The 20,971-nt window shown below is 44.0% G+C and carries 22 protein-coding genes and 1 tRNA gene; 13 read left to right on the forward strand and 10 right to left on the reverse strand.

Going from position 1 to position 20,971, the window contains the following annotated elements:
- The first annotated feature begins 4 nt into the window (after positions 1–4).
- The 6 genes from upp to ACI49J_RS11785 all read left to right on the forward strand — a co-directional run bounded on the left by upp (position 5) and on the right by ACI49J_RS11785 (position 4,555).
- A complete protein-coding gene (upp, locus tag ACI49J_RS11760) occupies positions 5–652 on the forward strand; it encodes a uracil phosphoribosyltransferase (RefSeq protein ID WP_011921172.1) in 648 nt (215 codons plus the stop codon).
- A complete protein-coding gene (gene cdd / locus ACI49J_RS11765) occupies positions 627–1,046 on the forward strand; it encodes a cytidine deaminase (protein WP_240255163.1) in 420 nt (139 codons plus the stop codon). Before upp ends, cdd begins: the two co-directional genes overlap by 26 nt.
- Entirely contained in the window at positions 1,033–2,460 is a 1,428-nt protein-coding gene (gene gatB / locus ACI49J_RS11770; protein ID WP_240255161.1) for an Asp-tRNA(Asn)/Glu-tRNA(Gln) amidotransferase subunit GatB, read from the forward strand. Before cdd ends, gatB begins: the two co-directional genes overlap by 14 nt.
- A gap of 78 nt (positions 2,461–2,538) precedes the next feature.
- The gene (locus ACI49J_RS11775) at positions 2,539–3,246 is read left to right on the forward strand and encodes a phosphoribosyltransferase family protein (RefSeq protein WP_240255159.1); all 708 of its coding nucleotides are present in this window, start codon (positions 2,539–2,541) and stop codon (positions 3,244–3,246) included.
- A complete protein-coding gene (locus ACI49J_RS11780; RefSeq protein WP_240255157.1) occupies positions 3,243–3,767 on the forward strand; it encodes an MBL fold metallo-hydrolase in 525 nt (174 codons plus the stop codon). The genes ACI49J_RS11775 and ACI49J_RS11780 overlap by 4 nt, the downstream gene beginning before the upstream one ends.
- Before the next feature lie 167 nt (positions 3,768–3,934).
- Positions 3,935–4,555 carry a 2,5-diamino-6-(ribosylamino)-4(3H)-pyrimidinone 5'-phosphate reductase gene (locus ACI49J_RS11785; RefSeq protein ID WP_240255155.1) on the forward strand — a complete coding sequence of 207 codons (621 nt, stop codon included), beginning with the start codon at positions 3,935–3,937 and terminating at the stop codon, positions 4,553–4,555.
- Between the two features lie 22 nt (positions 4,556–4,577).
- Here ACI49J_RS11785 and tes read toward each other — a convergent pair whose 3' ends face one another.
- The 4 genes from tes to purB all read right to left on the reverse strand — a co-directional run bounded on the left by tes (position 4,578) and on the right by purB (position 8,832).
- Positions 4,578–6,323, reverse strand: coding sequence for a tetraether lipid synthase Tes (gene tes, locus ACI49J_RS11790; RefSeq protein WP_011921166.1), 1,746 nt, complete (start codon positions 6,321–6,323; stop codon positions 4,578–4,580).
- Between the two features lie 67 nt (positions 6,324–6,390).
- A complete protein-coding gene (locus tag ACI49J_RS11795; protein ID WP_240255153.1) occupies positions 6,391–7,332 on the reverse strand; it encodes a thiamine-phosphate kinase in 942 nt (313 codons plus the stop codon).
- Between the two features lie 14 nt (positions 7,333–7,346).
- Positions 7,347–7,432, reverse strand: a tRNA-Thr gene (locus ACI49J_RS11800).
- Between the two features lie 23 nt (positions 7,433–7,455).
- Complete coding sequence (gene purB, locus ACI49J_RS11805) at positions 7,456–8,832, reverse strand: adenylosuccinate lyase (protein ID WP_240255152.1); 1,377 nt, start codon at positions 8,830–8,832, stop codon at positions 7,456–7,458.
- Between the two features lie 50 nt (positions 8,833–8,882).
- Between purB and ACI49J_RS11810 the strand changes: the two genes are divergently transcribed.
- The 5 genes from ACI49J_RS11810 (at position 8,883) to ACI49J_RS11830 (ending at position 14,489) form a co-directional block, all read left to right on the forward strand.
- Positions 8,883–9,881, forward strand: coding sequence for a formate--phosphoribosylaminoimidazolecarboxamide ligase (locus tag ACI49J_RS11810; RefSeq protein ID WP_240255150.1), 999 nt, complete (start codon positions 8,883–8,885; stop codon positions 9,879–9,881).
- Entirely contained in the window at positions 9,878–10,921 is a 1,044-nt protein-coding gene (locus ACI49J_RS11815; protein ID WP_240255148.1) for a formate--phosphoribosylaminoimidazolecarboxamide ligase family protein, read from the forward strand. The genes ACI49J_RS11810 and ACI49J_RS11815 overlap by 4 nt, the downstream gene beginning before the upstream one ends.
- Before the next feature lie 135 nt (positions 10,922–11,056).
- Positions 11,057–12,070, forward strand: coding sequence for an adenylosuccinate synthetase (locus ACI49J_RS11820; RefSeq protein WP_240255146.1), 1,014 nt, complete (start codon positions 11,057–11,059; stop codon positions 12,068–12,070).
- Position 12,071: 1 nt separating this feature from the next.
- Entirely contained in the window at positions 12,072–13,478 is a 1,407-nt protein-coding gene (locus ACI49J_RS11825) for an NAD(P)/FAD-dependent oxidoreductase (protein WP_240255242.1), read from the forward strand.
- A gap of 45 nt (positions 13,479–13,523) precedes the next feature.
- Positions 13,524–14,489: an Lrp/AsnC family transcriptional regulator gene (locus tag ACI49J_RS11830; protein WP_240255144.1), complete on the forward strand. Its 966-nt coding sequence runs from the start codon at positions 13,524–13,526 to the stop codon at positions 14,487–14,489.
- Here the strand turns inward: ACI49J_RS11830 and ACI49J_RS11835 are convergent.
- The 6 genes from ACI49J_RS11835 to ACI49J_RS11860 form a co-directional block, all read right to left on the reverse strand.
- Positions 14,482–15,312 carry a prephenate dehydratase gene (locus ACI49J_RS11835; RefSeq protein WP_342780743.1) on the reverse strand — a complete coding sequence of 277 codons (831 nt, stop codon included), beginning with the start codon at positions 15,310–15,312 and terminating at the stop codon, positions 14,482–14,484. The two genes, ACI49J_RS11830 and ACI49J_RS11835, sit on opposite strands and share 8 nt — an antisense overlap.
- 36 nt (positions 15,313–15,348) lie before the next feature.
- Positions 15,349–16,557, reverse strand: coding sequence for a threonine ammonia-lyase (gene ilvA / locus ACI49J_RS11840; protein ID WP_011921157.1), 1,209 nt, complete (start codon positions 16,555–16,557; stop codon positions 15,349–15,351).
- 26 nt (positions 16,558–16,583) lie between these two features.
- A complete protein-coding gene (locus tag ACI49J_RS11845; RefSeq protein WP_240255142.1) occupies positions 16,584–17,093 on the reverse strand; it encodes an HIT domain-containing protein in 510 nt (169 codons plus the stop codon).
- Between the two features lie 34 nt (positions 17,094–17,127).
- A complete protein-coding gene (radA, locus tag ACI49J_RS11850) occupies positions 17,128–18,102 on the reverse strand; it encodes a DNA repair and recombination protein RadA (RefSeq protein ID WP_011921155.1) in 975 nt (324 codons plus the stop codon).
- Between the two features lie 66 nt (positions 18,103–18,168).
- Positions 18,169–18,639, reverse strand: coding sequence for a hypothetical protein (locus ACI49J_RS11855; RefSeq protein ID WP_240255140.1), 471 nt, complete (start codon positions 18,637–18,639; stop codon positions 18,169–18,171).
- Complete coding sequence (locus tag ACI49J_RS11860; RefSeq protein ID WP_240255138.1) at positions 18,618–19,628, reverse strand: RsmB/NOP family class I SAM-dependent RNA methyltransferase; 1,011 nt, start codon at positions 19,626–19,628, stop codon at positions 18,618–18,620. The genes ACI49J_RS11855 and ACI49J_RS11860 overlap by 22 nt, the downstream gene beginning before the upstream one ends.
- On the opposite strand from ACI49J_RS11860, the gene cyaB reads away from it, so the two are divergent.
- Positions 19,629–20,177, forward strand: coding sequence for a class IV adenylate cyclase (gene cyaB, locus ACI49J_RS11865; RefSeq protein WP_011921152.1), 549 nt, complete (start codon positions 19,629–19,631; stop codon positions 20,175–20,177).
- Entirely contained in the window at positions 20,158–20,961 is an 804-nt protein-coding gene (locus ACI49J_RS11870; protein WP_404809771.1) for an S-adenosyl-l-methionine hydroxide adenosyltransferase family protein, read from the forward strand. The genes cyaB and ACI49J_RS11870 overlap by 20 nt, the downstream gene beginning before the upstream one ends.
- The last annotated feature ends 10 nt before the right edge of the window (positions 20,962–20,971 follow it).

Genomic DNA, 20,971 nt, shown 5'->3' on the forward strand with positions numbered 1-20,971 from the left:
CCTCATGGCTGTATTTTTACTTGATAAGCCTTTATTTTTACATATATTAACTCAGTTGAGAGATATTAAGACAGATCAAATAATGTTTAGGAAAGGCATGGTCAGATTAGGAAGGCTTATTGGGTACGAAATAGCCAACCACCTCGATTTCGATATAGTTAAGGTGGTCACTCCGCTAGGAGTGGAAGCAAAGGGGGTAGTAATTAAAGACCTAGATAACATAATGATCGTCAATGTGTTAAGAGCAGCTACACCACTAGTTGAGGGGCTCTTGAAAGCATTTCCGGCAGCGAAGCAGGGTGTCGTGGCCGCCTCCAGAAGGGAGATGGAAAGTTCCTCTCCACCCACGGAGATGGAAGTTGAAATAACATACATGAAGATTCCAAAAATCTCAAAAAATGACATCGCTATTATTGCCGATCCTATGATAGCTACCGCGAGCACCATGATGAGGATACTTGGCATGGTATCTCAGCTTCAACCCAAGAGAATAATTATTGCATCTGTGATCGCGTCTGAATACGGAATAACCAAAATACGTAACAAGTATCCCGATGTTGATATCTTCACGGTGTCCATAGATCCTGAGATAAATAACAGGGGCTACATTGTGCCTGGGTTGGGTGATGCAGGTGACAGATCCTTCGGATGAGGAACTCTTGAATCTGGCTGCAAACGCAGCCAAAAATTCCTACTCGCCTTACTCAGGGATAAGGGTAGGGGCGGCATTAGTTGGAGAGAACGGAGAGGTTATACTGGGCACTAACGTGGAGAACTCGTCCTATGGTTTATCCATTTGTGCCGAGAGGGTTGCAGTGTTCACCGCGGTAACGAAGGGTATTAGAAAATTCAAGAAAATCGCTATCTCCCTTTCTGATGGGAGCGGGATAATGCCGTGCGGAGCCTGCAGGCAAGTCCTTAGGGAGTTTGGAAGGGATATCCTAGTGATAACTAGAGATAAAACTGGGAAAACCACAACATTTTATTTAGATGATCTGTTACCGCATTCATTTACATTGAAAGGTGAGAAGGATGAGCGAACCTAAGGCTAGAATAGGTCTGGAAGTTCACGTCCACTTGACTTCCCTGAAAACGAAACTTTTCTGCCCTTGCCCCGCGGATTACGTGAATCTGGATCCCAACACGGATTTGTGCCCAGTTTGCCTAGGTCTTCCCGGTGCCATACCAGTACTAAATGAAGAGGCCCTAAACAAGGCCTTGATGGTCGCTATAGCCTTGGAATGCGAGTATCCCAAGTATCTGACTTTTACTAGGAAGCATTATTTCTATCCTGACATGGCAAAAAATTATCAAATTTCTCAGTATGATGGGCCAGGAAGTATGGCTATTGCGAGAAATGGTAAGATCGCTCTTGGTGAAAAAATTATTAGAATTAGAAGGATAAATATAGAAGAAGATCCAGCTAAGACTATCTATCCCACAGGATCCATGTTAACCAGTACATATACTCTCCTGGACTACAACAGGTCTGGAATGGGAATGCTAGAAATAGTTACTGAGCCTGACTTAGAGAACTCTAAGGAAGCCAAATTATTCTTGGACAAGCTAAAGTCCATTTTGGAACACTTAGGGGTGTGTGATTGTGAGATTGAAGGTTCTATGAGAGCTGACGTAAACATCTCTGTGGAGGGGGGAGAGAGAGTTGAAGTCAAGAACGTTGGATCCCCCAAGGACGTTAAGGAAGCAATAGAGTATGAAGTAGCCAGACAGAGGGCAGCTATATTACAGGGCCAAAAGGTGCCGAGAGAAACTAGGCACTGGGATTCTGCCAGGAAGGTTACAGTCTCGTCTAGGGCAAAGGAGACCGATGAAGATTATAGGTATTTTCCAGACCCAGACCTTCCTCCTTATGAGATCTCCTCCGATCTTATCAGGAAGATTAGGGAAAACCTACCAGAGCTTCCGGATGCTAGGATAGAGAGAATGATAAAACAATATGGAATAAGTAGGTATAATGCTACAGTTCTAGTGATGGACAAGGCCCTGGCTGACCTATTTGAGGCGACGGCCAAGAATTACAATAACTACGAGAAATTATCCAACTTAATAATCAACGATTACCTCAGATGGATAAACGACAAAAACATGAAGATAACAGATTCTAAGGCCACACCACAACACCTGGGCCAGTTGTTAGAGTTAATGGATAAGGGTACCATAACGATAAAGATCGTTAAGGAGATATTGCCCATTATAATCACCGAGGGTAAGATGCCCAGCGATATAGTAACGGCGATGGGTCTGACTACAGTGTCAGATGAAAAATTAATAGAGGGGATAGTCGACGAAGCACTGAGGAATGAGCCCGAGCTACTTCAGAAGGTTAAGAAGGATCCTAAGATCGCCAATTACCTCGTGGGAATAGTAATGAAGAAAACAGGAAAGAGAGCAGACCCTAAGCTAGTCAATGACATCATCAAAAGAAAGCTAGGCATTTAATCAGTGATTTTTTTACATCATTTGATCAGCACTTAAGATCTCAATCATCTGTAACAAGAATTGGAAGGGGATATTTTAATGATTCGCGATGGAAGCAAGGACAGGGACCTAAGGGATAGGCTTTTGGCTGTAGATCTGCTAAGGGAACTAAAAAACAAGTACACCTATAAAGAACTCTCTAGGCTATTGGGACTGCAGGAGAGCCTCCTATGCAGGTATGTCAATGGATCTACGGTCCCTAGCGAGCAACAGGCAAGAGACTTGATTAGTAAGGTAGGTCAGAAAGGGTTCCTTCACAGATTTTTTCAGGATAAAATAAGGAAATTTCCAGATTCCTTTATAGATACGTCTGAGCTCCTTCATTACCCTAGCATGTTAAAGATACTCCTAGAAACTCACGTTTCTCGCTTCGAGGACGTAGAAAAGATTGTTGGTATAGCAAGTAATGGAATACCCTTTGCCACCATCGTAGCCACCATACTTGATAAACCGCTAATCATCGTTAAGAAACATAAGGACTCCATACATCTGACATATGTGGAAGAGAGTGTGAGGGAATCGGATAGTGTTGTTGTTAGCATATATGCAAGGAAAGATTTCATTTCTAAATCAGACAGGGTTCTCATAGTCGATGATGTCATGAGATCTGGGAAAACATTACTTTCCACGTCAAAACTTGTCAGAAAAGCAGGTGGTAGAGTAGCAGGGGCTCTCATCATTGTAGCCAAGAGAGAAAACATTAACTCCATAAACGAGTTTCCGATGGAGGTAGTATTCGACCTTTGAGTATTGCCAGGATAGCTAAGGGAGTTTACATGGTAGCTGGTAAGACGTATGGGTATCCAGCAAACTCTTATTTAATTGAAAGTGAAGATACGTTCTACCTAGTTGACACGGGTGGGAATGAACAGCCAACTGAATTACTAAGAAATGTCCTGGAGATAGCCAAGGAAAAAACTAAATCCATGAATGTGATTTTGACTAGTTGCTTAAGGGACGCTGCTGCTGGTGCAAAATTTCTAGTTGACATGATAAACGCTAGAATAATTATTCACGAGAGGGATTCGACAGGGCTAAGGATGGGAAGTTGCGCTAAAGAAGAATATCCAGCCACTTCACCTTTTATGGTAATAAGGGAAAAGAAGACTCGCTTAGGAAACCTTGAAATAATTAGATCCAGTTCGCCTACACAAGGTTCGATTATTTTGAGGAACAACGATAGCCTCTTCGTTGGGGCTTCAAGGTTGACCCCATTCGACCCCAAGATTAAATATATTTTCGGCTTATATGAATACAAGAGGTACTAAAATGGTATACGAGGAAAATTGTGGATCTTGCTTTAGGCCCAGAATAGTCAAGTTCTGCGGTGTAAGGAATATCAATGTGTGCCATGAATGCTGTGTAAATTGCGAAAAGAGATCTAAATGCGATCTGAGAGTTTGGTTTTATAGCCTAAAGCCCGTAATTCGATGAGATGAGACCTTACATAATTATCTCTAGCACGATGACAATTGATGGTAAGATTGCAGCTAAGGATTCGTTCAGCGAACTCAGCTGTAGGTATGACAAGATCAGGCAACATATGTTAAGAGCGCAAGTAGATGCTGTGATGATAGGAGCCAGAACTGCTAGGGTGGATAATCCACGCCTGACTCTAAAATACTACACGGGGAAAAATCCTATCAGGGTTATCGTAACTAACAGCGGGGATTTGGATCCCGGATTGAAAATATTCAATATTCCCCCATCCACAGTAGTTTACACCAGGAATCTTAGCGATTCCCTAAAAGAGCTGACAAACAAGGGTGTGTACGTTAGAACGTTTTCGACTCTATGTGATGCAATGGCTGATCTTTATAAAACGTTTTCAGTGAGAACGGTAATGGTTGAGGGTGGAGGAAAACTGAATTGGTCACTCATGAAAGAAGGATGCGTAGATGAGGTCAGGGTAACTGTTTCTCCAAGAGTATTTGGTTCCGGCACCTCTATCTTTGATGGAGATGGTTTTCCAGGATCCATGTCACCTACTCTTAAGCTACATTCAGCATATAGATGCCAGTGTGGAGAAGAAATAGTCTTAATCTACAAGAAGTAGTCAAACAAAAATTAAAAGAAAATCACTCGTTAAAGTACTTGTACGTCTCCTTGTATATTTCTCCCTTCTCTAGAGTACTTGCAACCCTTCTATACTTCATTGCATCTCCAAGACTGTTCTCCCCATGCTTCTTTATCCAATCATCTAGAGGTATCTGATATTCCCTGAGTACTTTATCTCTGTATAGATCATTAAGAACGTTGTAGGTACAGAATGGAATTACTCTCCCATCTGGTACAACATAGTGAATATCGCATCTCATGACTCTGTTAATATCGTAATTGTAGAGGTCCATGAAGTGCATGGTTCCCAGGAACAATGTCCTGTAATGCCATTCGCCTAGAGCTTCATAGTTGTGACTTACCACCACATTATATAGCATCTTATATACATCGAAGTCCTTGGGTCCTTTCTCCTTGTCGATGAACTTCCTGACGTTGTAGAGCAACTTCATGCCAATCCAATACTTGTTAGCTCCTTCCTTGAGTTCCTCTGCTTTCTCCTTGAAGTACTCTAGAAGACCCTCTAGGTCAATGAACTTGGAAATGGGTATGAAGTGTGGTTCTCCGTTTCTCCACTCTATGTAGATATAGGTGCCAGCACCGCAACTTGGGTGATTGGCCATTTCGAATTGCTCCTTACCTGTTAAAGCCTCGACTAATCTCGAGAACACGACTGAAGTGCCTATTGGATACCAACTGTCCCTAGTGACCTCGCCGTCCGTCTGGTCCTCTATGTTCTTCAGGACTTCTGGAATGGTTATTCTAAACTTGGCCCTCATATTCCTCTTCATCATTCCTGTCAAGCTGACAGGTTGGAAGTTTATGGCTCTCACAACGTCCATATTCCTTGCAGCGAATTTCACTATATTTCCTAGATCATGGTCATTTACAGTCTTGATAACTGTGGGTACTAGAACGACGCTGGTCATCCCTGCCCTTCTGAACACTTCTAAGGTGTAAGGAACCTCCCAATGATTCTTGGGATTGGTCTTTCTGGTAGTCCCGTCAAAGCTCATGTAAACAGTGTTGACTCCTGCCTCCCTCAGGGCTATGGCGTATCTCACTGCCTTATCCGGATCAGCCATGTACATCTTGGCGAAAGTTCCTCCCCAACTGTTGAGCTGAATATGTCTGACACCTGACTCCCTGAGGAGCTTAATTACCTCAACAATATCTTCCCTAAGTGTAGGTTCGCCTCCTGTAACCTGGATAACTATGGTAGTATCCTGCCTCTTTAACTGATCTACCATGAACTTTATCTGCTCCAGTGTTGGCTCAAAGACGTAGCCAGCCTTCTCGGCGTAGAAGAAGCAGTACCAACAAGACAAATCACATCTGTTAGTTATAACCAGGTTCACAAGTGCCGAGTGCTGATGATGCATTGGACATAGTCCACAGTTATAAGGACAGGGAGACTTAAGGTCAACGTAAGGAACTCTAGGACCCTTACCCTCATACTCCCAGTAATCGAACTTATAGTACATCCCCACATCTCCATAATAAAGGTCCTCAAACTCTCCATGCTCAGGACATATCTTCCTAATGTACATCTTTTCGTCCTTCTCAAATATGGTTGCTGGTAATAGCCTGTAACAAGCAGGACACAAAGAATGCGTAACCCTGATAAGCTTCTCGTCCTGGGCAAGCTTAGGTAAAGGTCCCCCAATCTTGATGTCCCTGTCGCCAAACTTTACTTCCCCATTTTCGAATTTTGATGGCGCTGGTAGCAGTCTAAAACCCTTATTTTCTGTCTCAACTTGAGCCATGTAGATCTACACATGAAATTGCTAGGACTATATATAAGTCTATTCTCCTTACAAACTGGTTATTTGGCTAAAACCAGCCCTTGAAGTTATCCCAACCGTGAACCTCGTATTTCTTTGAATTCAATCTAATTTCTGGTTCACTATCAATTACTCTTCCGATTTCTTTAACGATCACGCCATACCTTTTCATTGCGTCCAGAAAAATGGATGATGTCTCCTTCTTCACTACGAAGATCGTCTCATATTCTTCTCCTCCAGATTTTAATATTTCATTTAGACTAACTATGTTCTTATCAACTAACTCCTGTATATATTCCACCAAGGGAATGGTAGCAATGTCAATTCCGTGTCCAACATGGTGGGCTATTTTGTTAAGACTAACTAGAATCCCATCACTCACGTCAGTTCCAAGTGCCACAACGCTACAGAGCTCCCTATGGGCACGCAAAATGGCCCTGTTAACTACGGGATGTTTAAGCTTGATTACTGAGTCCAAGGGTAGGGGAAACTTCCCACCCGAACTATACCAGAGAAAGGCGCCTGTAGTTCTTCCTATCTCTCCTGTAACGTAAACTAAGTCTCCGGGTTCTGCCTTGGGTCGTGTGTTACAGACAGTGTTACCAAATATTGCTATATCGATCCAGCCAGAGTCCTCTGAAGAGTTTGTATCCCCTCCGCCATAGGTAGCTCCGTAATATTTTGAGGCGTCACTTATTCCCATTATCATCATCTCGGCGTTCTTAGACTCTATTTCAGGACTAAGCCCGAAAGACGATAGAACAACTAGAGGTGTAGCGCCATAGGAGACTAGATCACTCATAGCGGCAACTACTGCCTTCCATCCTAGATCATAAAAGTCCATAAAGGGCATTGTGTGTCTGATGGGAAATCCGTCTATTTTCAGGACAACATCTCCTTGCCTGTAGACGTCCAGGTTCACATCGGAATTTACGTACTTGGAAATGACAGTTTCAATGAAACTGTGCTCCCCCAACTCCCTTAGCTTCATCAGAATCACCAATGAGCCGCCGGCGGGATTTGAACCCGCGACCACCGGCTATCGCTCCAGGGATACGAGGCCGGCGCTCTACCAGCTGAGCTACAGCGGCATGGAAAATTTTGGCTTGGAGTATTAATGTATTACTCCCCTGGTCTCATTGAGCTCTCTTACTAGGTTCTCATAGTAATCTATGGCCCTTTGTATAAGTGCTTTATACTGGCCCAGATAGGCCTTGGGATTCAATATTCTTTCAAGCTCCTCTTGACTGAAAATCGACGAGATTGTTTTGTCTTTGAGGGCCTCCTCCAGGAGACTGGAATTTCCTTTTCTGGCTTCTCTGGAGATCCTGCTCACCAACTCATGGGCCTTATGCCTAGGTAAACCCTTCAATGTGAGGTTAATCATTAAGCTTTCAGCCATATTCAATCCTTTACTTAGCCGAAGATTCCTTTCCATGGCGTCTAAATTAATTCTCAAGTTAGATAATAATTCATTAAAGCTGTCTAGCATCTCGTCCATAACAAGGAAGGCGTGGGATATGATAAATCTCTCACTTGAGCTATTGGTTAAATCTCTCTCATGCCAGAGTGGAATATTTTCCAGTTCAGATACGACCATTCCTCTTAGTAACTTGGAGAGACCACTAATCTTCTCCGCAGTTACCGGGTTCTCCTTGTGGGGCATGGTACTGCTACCGACCCTGTCCCCTACTCCCTCGGCCATCTCCCCGATCTCAGGCCTCATGAGCTCCCTAACCTCTATCGCGAACCTGTCCATCACCGATCCAGCTATGGCTAGATCGCTGATCAACTCGGCAAAACCGTCCCTAGGTGCAACCTGCGTTGATATGGAGTGAGGCCTCAGGTTAAGCCTCTTCATAACCAACTCTTCAACCTTGAGTCCATCCTTTCCCCAACTCGCCATAGTACCGACAGCTCCGCTCATTTTACCCAGGACTGCCCTCTTCTCGGTCTCTACCAACCTTTCCAATGACCTTGTCATCTCATACAAGTAGTTCGCGAATTTGAATCCCAAGGTGATGGGTACTGCGTGTTGAGCGTGAGTCCTGCCCACCATAACCTGGTCCTGATACTTCAGGCTAAGATCTTTTAATTTATCTAAAGATTTGACGAACTTAGCCTTCAATATAGATAGCGCATCTCTGAACATCAAGGCATAGGCAGTGTCCACTATATCGTAACTAGTTGCACCAAAATGTACGAATCTACCCGCATCCCCAGCCTTTTCTGCCATGGATACCACAAGGGCCATCACATCATGTCCAAGTTTGGCCTCTAGATTATCCACCTCTTCGGGCGTGACGCTCTCTGAGGCTTTCTCCACCTTACCATATTCCTCCTCAGATACGTAGCCCAGTTCCTTTAGGGCGTAAAGTAACGCTAATTCAACCTTAATTCTGTACTCAATGATTCCCTCTCTAGTGAATATCCTCCTCATTTCCTTGCTACCATATCTCCAGTCTATGGGACAAACCACATCCATACTCATTGCAAGATCAAGGAAGTTTAAAAGTACATTTCCCTATTGTGAGTCCCGAAATGCTATTACTCACTCTAGCAAGCCATTCTTCGCTTCAGATTCTTCACGGGGCCAAAAGGGAAGGCTTCGAGACTGGGATAGTTGTAAATAGGAAGAGGGAAGGTTTTTACAGAAGATTCAGCTTCATAGATAACTTCTATGTGTATTCCAGTGAAGATGAGGCTGTGGAAAAGATCAATGGCACTTCCAACTCCGTTTTTGTACCACATGGAAGTCTCATCGAGTACATCGGCATGGAGAGGGTTTCACGGATAAGGACGCCCATTTTCGGTAACAGGAACTTGTTTCCATGGGAATCAAATCAATCCAAAAAAATGAAATTATTGGAGCTAAGCAATATAAAAACACCGATGAAGTTTGAAAACCCTGAGGATGTCGATAGAATGGTTATCGTGAAATTGCCAGGTGCCAAGGGTGGAAGAGGTTACTTCATAGGTAGGAATAAACAGGAGGTCAAGGAGGGGATAAGGAGGCTCCAGGAAAAAGGGCTGATCAACAACGTAGAGGAATTAATAATACAGGAATACGTGATTGGAATTCCCATGTACTTTCAATTCTTCTACAGTCCAATGCTACAGCGTGTGGAGATGACTGGGATTGATATCAGGTATGAGACCAACGTTGACGGTCTGAGGAGACTTCCAAGTGATATTAAAGCCGAGCCCACGTTCGTGGTCGCAGGCAACATCCCAGCGGTGGCCAGAGAGAGTATATTGCCTTCAGTCTATGAATACGCAGAAAATTTTGTTAAAACTACAAAAAATGTGGTGCCTCCAGGGGCCATAGGTCCCTTCTGCCTTGAATCCATAGTTACGGACACCCTTGATGTGGTTGTCTTTGAGTTCTCGGGAAGGATAGTGGCCGGAACTAACCTTTATGTGAATGGGAGTCCCTACAGTTGGCTCTATTGGGATGAACCCATGAGCGTCGGAAGAAGGATAGGGAGAGAAATAAATCTAGCAATCCAAAAGAACAGGTTAAATGAGGTGACCACATGAAAATAGCGTCGGTAGCCAGCCACTCAGCCCTGGACGTGTTTGATGGTGCTAAGGACGAGGGATTTAGTACAATAGCCCTTTGTAAAAAGGGGAGAGAAAGACCATACAAGGAATTCAAGAGAATAGTTGACACTTGCATCATCCTCAACGATTTTAAGGAGATATCCAGTGACGAGATTCAGACGAGACTGATCGAGCAAGACGCGCTAATAGTCCCGAACCGAAGTATGGCAGTGTATCTAGGTTACGATGCCATAGAGGCCATGAAGGTCAAGTTCTTCGGTAATAGAATGATGCTTAGATGGGAGGAGAGGACTGGTGAAAAGAATTACTACAGGATACTTGACGAGGCTAAAATAAGGAGGCCTAAGACCCTAAGGCCTGAGGAAGTTGATAGACCTGTTATAGTCAAAATACCCGAGGCTAAAAGAAAGGTAGAAAGGGGATTTTTCTTCGCAGCTAATAGGGAAGATTTTCAGGAAAAGTTGAGGAAACTGGAGAAGGATGGGATAATAGATCAACAGGGAATATCGCAAATGGTCATAGAGGAGTTCATTTTTGGGGCTTATTTCAATATCAACTACTTCTACTCGCCAATATTTGATAGAGTTGAAATAATTAGCGTAGATAGAAGGATACAAAGCGATTGGGACTCATTTTACAGACTTCCCTCTGACATACAGAGTAAGCTGGGGAGATATCCTAGACTAATTGAGGTGGGCCACGAGCCTGCGACCATCAGGGAAAGCATGCTCGAAAAGCTGTTCGACGCAGGCTACTCGTTCGTGGAGGCCACAAGAAAGTTGGAAAGGGGGGGCATAATTGGGCCTTTCACCCTTCAACTTGCAGTTACTCCGGACCTGGACATCGTGGTCTTCGACGTTGCCCCAAGGATAGGTGGCGGAACCAACGCGTACATGGGAATAGGAAGTCAGTACTCTAAATTATATTTCGGCAAGCCCATCAGTCTAGGAAGAAGAATAGCCATAGAAATCAAGGAAGCTATACAGAAGAGGGAGCTGGACAAGGTTATAAGCTAGTTGATAATTAACATTTATCCACATGAAGAACTAGACTCATTATTCAATCTCTCCATTTATCGGAGATTTATCATTATAAATTCCCTACGTTAAGGTTTTTATATTATGGAAGGAGATTAACCAAAACGGTGCTTAATGCTAGATATTTTGGTTGGAGGCTTTTATGGAGACGAAGGTAAGGGGAAAATAGCATCTTATCTAGGTTTGAATGGCGGATATTCCCTAGCTGTGAGGACTGGATCCATAAATGCTGGTCATACGGTGTCATATGGAGGTAAAACATGGAAAATTAGGATAATACCTTCTGCCTTCGTTAATCCTAAGGTCAAGTTGGCTTTAGGTCCAGGAGCGCTAACAAGCGTGGAGCAATTAATGAAGGAATTGAACGAAACCGGATCAATGGATAGATTCATGATAGATCCACACGTGGGGATTATCACCCAAACTGAAGTAGAGGAGGAGAGAAAAGACGAATATCTAATGAAAGTAATAGGTAGTACGGGTCAGGGTGTAGGAACCTCTGAGGCCAAAAGAGTACTTAGAAAACTTAAACTTGCTAAGGATTTTAAAGATCTTGAGAAATATATTTCAAATGTGCCAGAGAGTGTGCTAGAGTTCATTGAGAGGGGCGAAAGGGTATTAGGTGAGGGAACTCAGGGAACTTATTTGAGTCTTTATCATGGAGAGTATCCCTTCGTAACAAGCAGGAATACTACGTCTGGAGGAGTTTTAAGCGAAATTGGTGTCGGGCCTAAATACGTGGACCAAATTATCATAATATTCAAATCGTTTGTGACCAGAGTTGGTGAAGGCTACCTGGAGAATGAACTACCCAAGGAGAAGGCGGAGGAGATGGGCCTTGTGGAAAGGGGAACCGTTACTGGGAGAATGAGAAGAGCTGCTCCATTTAACTTAACTCTTGCTAAAAGGGCAATTCAAATAAATTCGGCCACACAGGTTGCTATAACAAAGCTGGATGCCCTCTTCAAAGACGCCAAGGGCGTCAGAGAATACTCTAAACTACCAGGGGAAGCTAAGAGATGGGTTGAGAACGTAGAGAATGAGCTTGGAGTTCCAGTTACACTCATTGGAACCGGGGAGGACGCCCTGGATACCATAGATCTACGAAAGGAGAAGATGGGTGATTGAGATGGAGTATGACGTGGTAATTATAGGAGGAGGTCCCGCTGGCCTGTTCGCAGCATATGAGATAGCCAACGCTATGCCTAAGAACGGAGAATATAGGGTCCTGCTGTTAGACAAGGGAGTTAGGGCGTCTAGAAGGAGTTGCCCTCTGCTAACCCCCAAGGAAAAGTGTACCTTCTGCACTCCGTGTCATATAAACTACGGGCTTGGAGGTGCAGGTACATTTAGCAGTGGAATAATAAATCTTAGGCCCGACATAGGCGGAGAACTTCACGAGATAATGAGAAGCTGGGAGAAGGCACAAAACCTGGTCAACTATATTGATGAGGTTTTCGTGAAGTTTGGCGCTCCTAAGGACAGATTGTTTAGACCCAATGAGGAGAGGGTCAAGGAGGTTCAGAGAAAGGCAGCTAAGGCTGGTGCGGAATTTGTTCCGATTGTTCAGAGACATATAGGTACTGACAAGAGCCCTATTGTAATAGAGGAGATGACAAACTATGTGGAGAAAAACGGTGTAAAAATCTCGGAGCTCACGGAGGTTTACCAACTTGAGAAGAAGGGAAACATATTCAACCTAAAGACGAATAAGGGAGAGATAGAAGCCAAAACAGTGCTAGCTGCGCCAGGTCGTTCAGGCGCGAAGTGGTTCTATGACCAGGCCAAGAGACTTGGTGTGGACATGGTATCAGGGCCACTAGATATAGGTGTTAGGGTTGAGGTGGAATCATTTATCATGGAAGACCTAACTAGCGCTGTCTGGGATCCCAAGGTTATCATGTACACCAGGAAGTATGACGACAAGGTTAGAACTTTCTGCGTGAATCCAGGAGGATTCATTATGAAGGAAGTTTACGATGATGGTACCATAGGTGTTAACGGCGAAACTTATGTGGATAAGAAAAGCAGAAATACTAACTTTGCCTTCCTCGCAACTGTAAAACTATCAGATCCCCTAGAGGATACCATCGAGTACGGAAAGAGCGTGGCTAGACTAATGACTAGACTAGGTGGAGAAAAGCCAATCCTTCAGAGGCTCATAGATTTTGAGAAGGGTAGGAGAAGCACGTGGGAGAGAATAGGGAGATCCACGGTTAAGCCTACACTTAAGGACGTGACACCTGGGGATATAAGCATGGGTATGCCATACAGGGTAGTTGCAGACCTGGTTGAGGGCCTAGAGAGACTAGATAACATGGCCTCTGGGATTTACTCGTCCAATACGCTCCTCTATGCTCCAGAGATAAAATATTACAGCATGAAGGCAGTTGTCGACAGTAATATGGAAACAGTGGTAGATAACTTATATGCTGCAGGAGATGGTGCTGGTCTCTCTAGAGGTATAAATATAGCCGCTGCAACTGGGGTTCTAGCAGCTAGAGGAATACTGAATAAGCTGGGAATTGATTATTGAGAGACAAATAACGGGTTTTTAATCCAGTAAACTTGCTATATAATCATGGATCTTGCCGATACCCAGATTAAGCTTCTCATGGAACTTCAATACAACTTCCCTCTCGATGAGAAACCCTTCGATATAGTAGCTGGCAAGCTGAATCTAAGAACTGACCTAGTCCTCAAGGAAACACTGAATCTTATAGATTCTGAAATTATAAAAAGAGTTGGAATGTATGTCAATTTTAGATCTAAGGGAATGGAAGGAGCGTTAATTGCCGCATCCATACCCCTAGATCAACTGGATAAGTTCAGGAGAGAAGCACTTCACATAAGGGAACTCACGCATAACTTCATCAGGAACCATCCAAGATATAACGTCTGGTACGTCCTTAAGGCTGAATCGAAAGAAGTCTTAGAGAAGAGGGTCAGGGATCTGATGGAGGAGGTAAAAGCTGAAGACTATGTAATACTTTTCTCCAAGAGGAATCTCAAATTAAGTGTAAAGTACGATTTAATACGCGGGATCTCATGGAGCAAAAATGAGAAAACACCTGAGAAAATTCCCACGGCTGATGAACTAGGGCTAAACATGGAATTCCTGAAGGCTTTGTCCTATCCCCTTCCCATAGTGGAGAGGCCTTTCAAGGCACTTGCCGAGAGATTTGGGTATAGAGAAGCGGAACTCGTGGACTTGATTTCTGAATTAAGATCAAAGCACGTTATCAAGGATTACGGAGCCACAGTAAATGGAGAAAAGGTAGGAATTACTGAGAACGCTATGTTACTCATTAATACTGATAATATCGAAGAATCCTGTAACAGGATAGCTGAAAATCTGAACGAGGCTACACACGTAGTGTTAAGGGAAAGCAATAAGCCCTGGGATTACCTGTGCTATTGCATGCTGCATGGTAGGAGCAAGGCAGTTATAAGGGAAGCCTCCATGAAGGCCTTGGGGATAACCGGAGCTAAAAGCTACATGCTCCTATACAGTCTTGACAATTTAAAGCCCGGAATAGTTATGTGACAGGTATTGTAGTGTAGCTTCCTACTATTTTTAGTTCCTGCGTAACCTTGGATAACTCGTCCAGAAGGCCTGTTCTCTTTGCCTCGGAAATGCTTCCCTCAAACTCCAGATAAAAATAGTAATTCCATGGAATTATCTTGGTTGGCCTAGAGTAAATCATTGACAGATTAACGTTATGCAAATAGAATTTCTCTAGGACCTTGAATAGTGAACCTGGAACGTCGGGAACTGTGAAAAACACTATGGTCCTCTCGCCAACCTCCGTCAGTTCTCTGGATACCACAAGGAACCTAGTTATATTAACCCCGTCCTGGATGTTCTCCTTGAGAATTTTTAACCCGTACAACTTCGCCGCAAATCTAGAACATATGGCTGCAGATTGTTTGTCCTCTAGGGCTAGTTGAGCCGCCTTAGATGTACTGTTCACTGGAATGAAATTTGTAAGTCCGAGTTTGGATAGGGTGTTTCTGGCCTCATGTATTGCGTGATTATGGGAGTAAACTTTAGTCACTGATTCCAGTTCTACGTCAGGCCTTGAGGCTAAGACTAGGTCTATCTTCATGTCTATCCTTTTGTTCACATACACTCCCTTTCTGGTGTATAAGTTATCCAATGTTTCATTAACTGGCCCCTCTAGTGTGTTTTCTACCGGAACAACCCCAATCGCGTTTGTGGATAGTTTATCGAATATCTCAGATATTGAAGAGGCTTCTATATGATTTCCCTCAATTTTAAGTGCAGCCTCGTGGGAGAAACTACCCTTAGGCCCTAGATAGTAAATTCCATCTGGATCAACCAGTGAGTTCTCATAGCTTCCAGTTATTAAGAATTTCGAATGAAGAGAGGGTTGAAATAGAACCTATTCTATGAGTTTAACCTCTATATTCTCATTTTGAAGGCTTACTATGAATTTTCCTAGATCCTCTTGTTCTGCGACCTCAAACATGACATATATTTTTGTGTAACCAGGCAAAACATCACTGCTTACCCTATCGTGAACCACGTCAATTATATTTCCTCGTATTTGGGCTACGTGATTAAGAACCTTGTTAAGATAGCCAGGTTTGTCCGGAACTATTACCCTTGCCTTAACAATCCTCTTGGTCTTATACAATGTCTTATCAATTATCCTCGCCAGAAGGGACAGATCTACATTACCTCCACTAAGGAGTGCCATAACTTTCTTCCCTCTAGCCTCAACTTTACCGCTAAGTAGCGCTGCCAATGGAGCAGCTCCTGCAGGCTCTACTACCGTCTTGCTCCTTTCCAGAAGCATCATCATAGCCCAGGCTATCTCGTCATCATCCACTAGAACTATGTCGTCTACATATTCTGAGACGATTTCAAATGTGAGGGAAGAAGGGGACTTAACCAGGATTCCGTCCGCAATAGAATAGGAGGGCTCTATATCAGTTAACCTTCCAAGTTCCTTTGAGATCTTTAATGAAGGAGAGGCGAAAGATTGAACTCCTATCACCTTAGTGTTTGGGTTAATCCCCTTTAGGGCAACTGAAACTCCAGAGATTAGCCCTCCACCTCCAATGGGTACTATTACGACATCAGGTTTCTCCTTTGCCATCTCCAGCCCAGCTGTCCCTTGGCCAGCGATTATCAACGGGTCATCGTATGGATGAACAAGGGTCAGGTTCCTCTCCCGTATCAACTCCTCCGCCTTCTTCATGCTCTCGTGGATGAACTTCCCGTATAGAATTACCTCGGCGCCGTAACCTTTTGTTGCCTTATACTTGGAGATAGGGGCAGTTTCTGGCATAACAATGGTGGACTTTATACCCAATGTCATTGCAGCATAGGCTACACCCTGGGCGTGATTACCGGCAGAAACGGCTATTACGCCTCTCTTTCTTTCCTCTTCCTTCATTTCCAAGATCTTATTAAAGGCCCCTCTAACCTTGAATGACCCGGTCTTCTGTAGGTTCTCCAGTTTTAGATAAACTTCGGACTGAGTCATTCTCGAAAAAGTAGTGGAATAGTCCACGGGCGTCTCATGAATATAGGGAGATATTCTCTCCCTTGCCCTAAATATATCATCTAGAATTTTTCGCATCATCAGTAAAACCCTGCCCTCTTCATCAATCAGCGATCGAAGACTTCTTCACCACATATTGACTTATCACTGAGCTTTTTATACGTCTCTTCTAGCGTTTCTGGAAGAACCTTTGTATTGCCTATTACCGGCATGAAATTTGAGTCCCCATTCCATCTAGGTACTACGTGAACATGAATATGTTGCTCTATTCCAGCTCCAGCTACCCTACCAATGTTAATCCCAACATTAAAACCGTCAGGAGTATAGACGTCTCTTAACGCCTTCACAGCCCTTGAGGTTAATGCAATCAGTTCTGAACCCTCCTCTTGATCAAGAAGTTCAAGCGTAGGCACATGTCTATATGGGACTATCATGAGATGACCAGGGTTGTAGGGATACTTATTGAGTATGACGAAAGCTTTCTTGCCCCTGCACACGACTAAGTTCTCCTGGTCCCTCTTTTCGGTTGTAACTCTACAGAAAAGACAACTTTCCTGTTTTCCCTTAGAGGCATCCATAATATACTTAGAGCGCCAAGGCGCCCACAAATGATCCATGGAGTGTTTTATGGAAGCGGATTATTAAGAAGTTTTATTCCTCTGCGTCCCTTATACCCGTGTTGGTTATGCTAAAGACTACCTCTCCCTCTGGGAGATGCGGCGCATCAACCATCCTAGCAATCCTTCTATTGCCCCTGCTCTTCTTTATCTGAACCCTTATCCCCGGAACGTGATATAGGGTGTGGCCACCCACAGCAACCGTTGGATCTCCGTAGAACATATCTGGCCTAGCCATAACTTGATTGGTAACTATTACTGCTAAGTCATATATCTCGGCCAGTCTCACAAGCTGGTGCAGATGCCTATTCAACTTTTGTTGCCTAACCGCCAGATTCTCTCTCCCCGAATACTCTGCCCTGAAATGAGACGTTATTGAGTCAACTACCACTAGTTTAATTGAGTTGTCCTTTGCTATTATGTCCTGCAATTCCTCAACTATGGCAATTTGGTGATCCGTGTTTATGGCCCTTATACTCATGATGTTCTGAAGAACCTCCTTGGGCTCAAGGCCTAGCGCAGATGCCATCGCCTTTATTCTCTCAGTCCTAAAGGTACCCTCAGTATCTATGTATAACGCCTTGCCGGAAAGTCCACCCCTTTCTGGGGGAAGCTGAACGTTAACGGAAACCTGATGGCATATCTGCGTCTTACCCGAACCGAATTCACCAAATAGCTCTGTCATGGTCCTTGTTTCTATACCTCCTCCTAGAAGGCCGTCTAGGGCCTGGCTTCCGGTAGTTATTTTCTTAACACTCGCTCTCTCCTGTTCTATCTCTAGGGCAGTCTTGAACCTAATATCAAGGGCATCCCTAGCTTCCTTGATAATGCGTTGAGCTGTGGTTATGGGTATTCCAGCAGCGGTACTCAAATCCTGTGGAGATGCCACCGCTATGGATTCTAGGGTTGAGTAACCGGCCTCCGTGAGCTTATTAAGTACTGCCTGGCCTACTCCCGATAGATCCTTGACTGTCTTGATCCTTTTCTTCTCCTCTACTTGGTCTGCCATTTTTCCACCACTTCACCTTTTCTAAAGTTAATAGACGTGTGTATAACAATAAATATTTGCCTATTATTAGCCCCCGCCCCTTAAATACCATCCTATATCTAGAACCGGTATTATCTCAGTACCCCTGTTCCTCCTCCTGAGAGTGACGAAGGCCACGAAATCGTTGTACCCATCGACCAGCAAAGCCCTTCTGAAATTATATACCTCCTTAACGATCACAGGCTTTCCGTAGAGTACTTTCTCAATTATTTTGTCTGGCAAGATAACCTTGTGGGAACAGGACTTAATCATGTAATCACCGAGGGGTAGGAGGGGGACCATCCCAGTTCTCTTTTTCAGAAGAAGAGGAACACCAATCATCTCAACAATATTTCCATTCAACATCTCTATTACCCCTGGATTTACCGTAGTACCGTAGATTACATTCCGTATCTCATAGAGGTCCAGCTTTACGGGGATTTTGTTACATCCATACTCGTGAAAGACGTGAGCGAGTAAACCTGGATTAACCTTTCTCACTCTTTCCTCAGCAGGCAAACGAAAAATCCCTCCATGTGTTGCAGATGAGGATAGATCCTAAGACATTGGGTGAGTTCTGGAGAGAAGGAGAGACCCTTGAAGCTAGTTAAGCCCCTCTCTCCCGGTATTCCCTGTATCTTCTCAACCCTCATGCCTAGGTACTTAACTGCGAAATCAACTATTACCTCATCCTCTTCAGGGGCTATACTACACGTTGAGTAAACCATGTAACCACCTCTTTTAAGTACCTTAAACCCAGACGCAAGGAGTATTAATTGAGTTCGCTGAAAATTTTTCAGATCCTCCGGTTTGGTCTTGGTTTTCCTGGAAGGATCCAGGGGTATTAATCCCTCGCCCGAGCAAGGTGCATCTAACAATATCTTATCAAACTCGATTCCTAGCTTTGGGACATCCTCTCCACCCATCCACAACAGCACAACATTGGATACTCCCAACCTAGAGATATTGGATCTTATTTTTCTTAATCTTGCGGGATTCTTCTCAAGTGCCACTATTGTCCCCCTGTTATTCATCAACTGAGCCATGTGGGTGGTCTTTCCTCCAGGGGAGGAAGCCATGTCCAGAACCAGCTCACCCTCCTTGGGTGATAGGACCTCAGGAGGAATCATGGAAGCCTCTCCCTGAATGTAATAGAAACCCTTCATGTACTCCACTGTTGCCCCAAGAGTAGGCCTAGGTGGGACCTTTTCCACCCTGTATCCAAACCTGCTCCACTCAATCCTTTTGAGCGAGAAGCCCTTATCAGTTAACCGCTTCTCCAGCTTCCCGCAATCTATCTTTAGAGAATTGCACCTTATGGATTTCGTCAATGGCACGGAACAGGAGGAAAGGAAATCCTCTGTCCCTTCTCCTAGAAATTCAAGGTACCTCTCAACCATGTAGTCCAGGAAGCCATACTTCTCAGCAATTCTTTTTATATCTGGAGTGATACGATAAGTGTAAAGGAGCGAATCATTATTTTTTAGATAGGAATCAATTTCACTCATATGACCGATGTGATTGAACGTGAAATAAAAGTGAAGCTCAACGTTGACCCCCAATCCTTGATGGAAAAACTACTGCAGGACGGCTACGTATACGTGGGCAAGGAAACCCAAGAGGATATCTATCTCAACGGAGATACAAGGGACTTTAGGAAGACAGATGAGGCATTGAGGATACGGCTTGTGAACGATAAAATAGAGCTTACCTACAAGGGCCCCAAGATGGGCTCCAGGAGCAAATCCAGGGAGGAAATAACTGTCTCCCTCGACGATAAGGATAGCATGATAAGGATTCTCGAGAAGCTGGGGTACAGGGAGGCACAGAGCGTGAGAAAAACGCGCCATGTGCTGAAGAAGGGGGAGTTCAGCGTCTGCATAGACATAGTGGAGGGTTTGGGTAACTTCGTTGAGATAGAGGGAATAGACATCGACGAGGAGAAGCTACTCGACTTCTTTAAGGAATTTAAATCTAGATTTGGAATAAGTGGTGAAGTTATCACGAAATCTTACCTGGAGCTTAAGGTCGAGAAGCTTGCTAGCAGTTCTAACTGATTTCGGGATCTCCGACAACTATAACGGTGTAATGGAGGCCGTAATAAGGCGAATTAACAAGAATGTTGATGTAGTCTACATTTCACCAAACTCGAAAAATTTTAACGTGATTGCGGGGGCATATCAGCTCTACACTTCCTATAGGTATTTTAGGAAATACACCACCTTCCTTGTGGTGATAGATCCAGGGGTAGGGACTAAAAGGAGACCCCTAGCCGTGAGGACCAGAAACTACTTCTTTGTGGGTCCCGATAACGGTGTACTCCTACCTGCGATAAGGGAGGACGGCATACTCAAGGTTCACAGCATTGATAATGAAAGGATATATCTATCTAGGGAAATATCCAATACATTTCACGGGAGAGATATTTTCTCCGTAAGCGCAGCGTTGTTAAGTAGGGGAGTTCCAATAGAGACTTTGGGAACGAGAGTGGACGAAACTGATCTCGTGAAGTTAAATCTTGAGAGTAGGAGAGAGAACGGAATGATATGCTCCAAGGTGTTCTTCGTTGACCACTTCGGTAATGTAGCCCTATCCCTGAGAAATGTCAGGATTAAACTTGGGGAAAAGGCTGAGATAAGGACCAGGGATGGAACCTTCACCGGAATTGGAGCTAGAACATTCCAGGAAGGGGGAAGTGACCTCATAATTTACCGAAACGGATATGGGTTCCTTGAATTAGGATTAAATAAGGCAGATGCTTCAGTAGTGCTTAATGTAAAAGAAGGTGATGATGTCTGCTTAGAGGAATCTATCCTGGAAGATTTCAGCCCTTTCACTTAGGCCACCTAAG

The sequence above is a fragment of the Metallosphaera sp. D4-4 genome (genome assembly GCF_046245145.1).
GTDB classification, from domain to species: domain Archaea; phylum Thermoproteota; class Thermoprotei_A; order Sulfolobales; family Sulfolobaceae; genus Metallosphaera; species Metallosphaera sedula.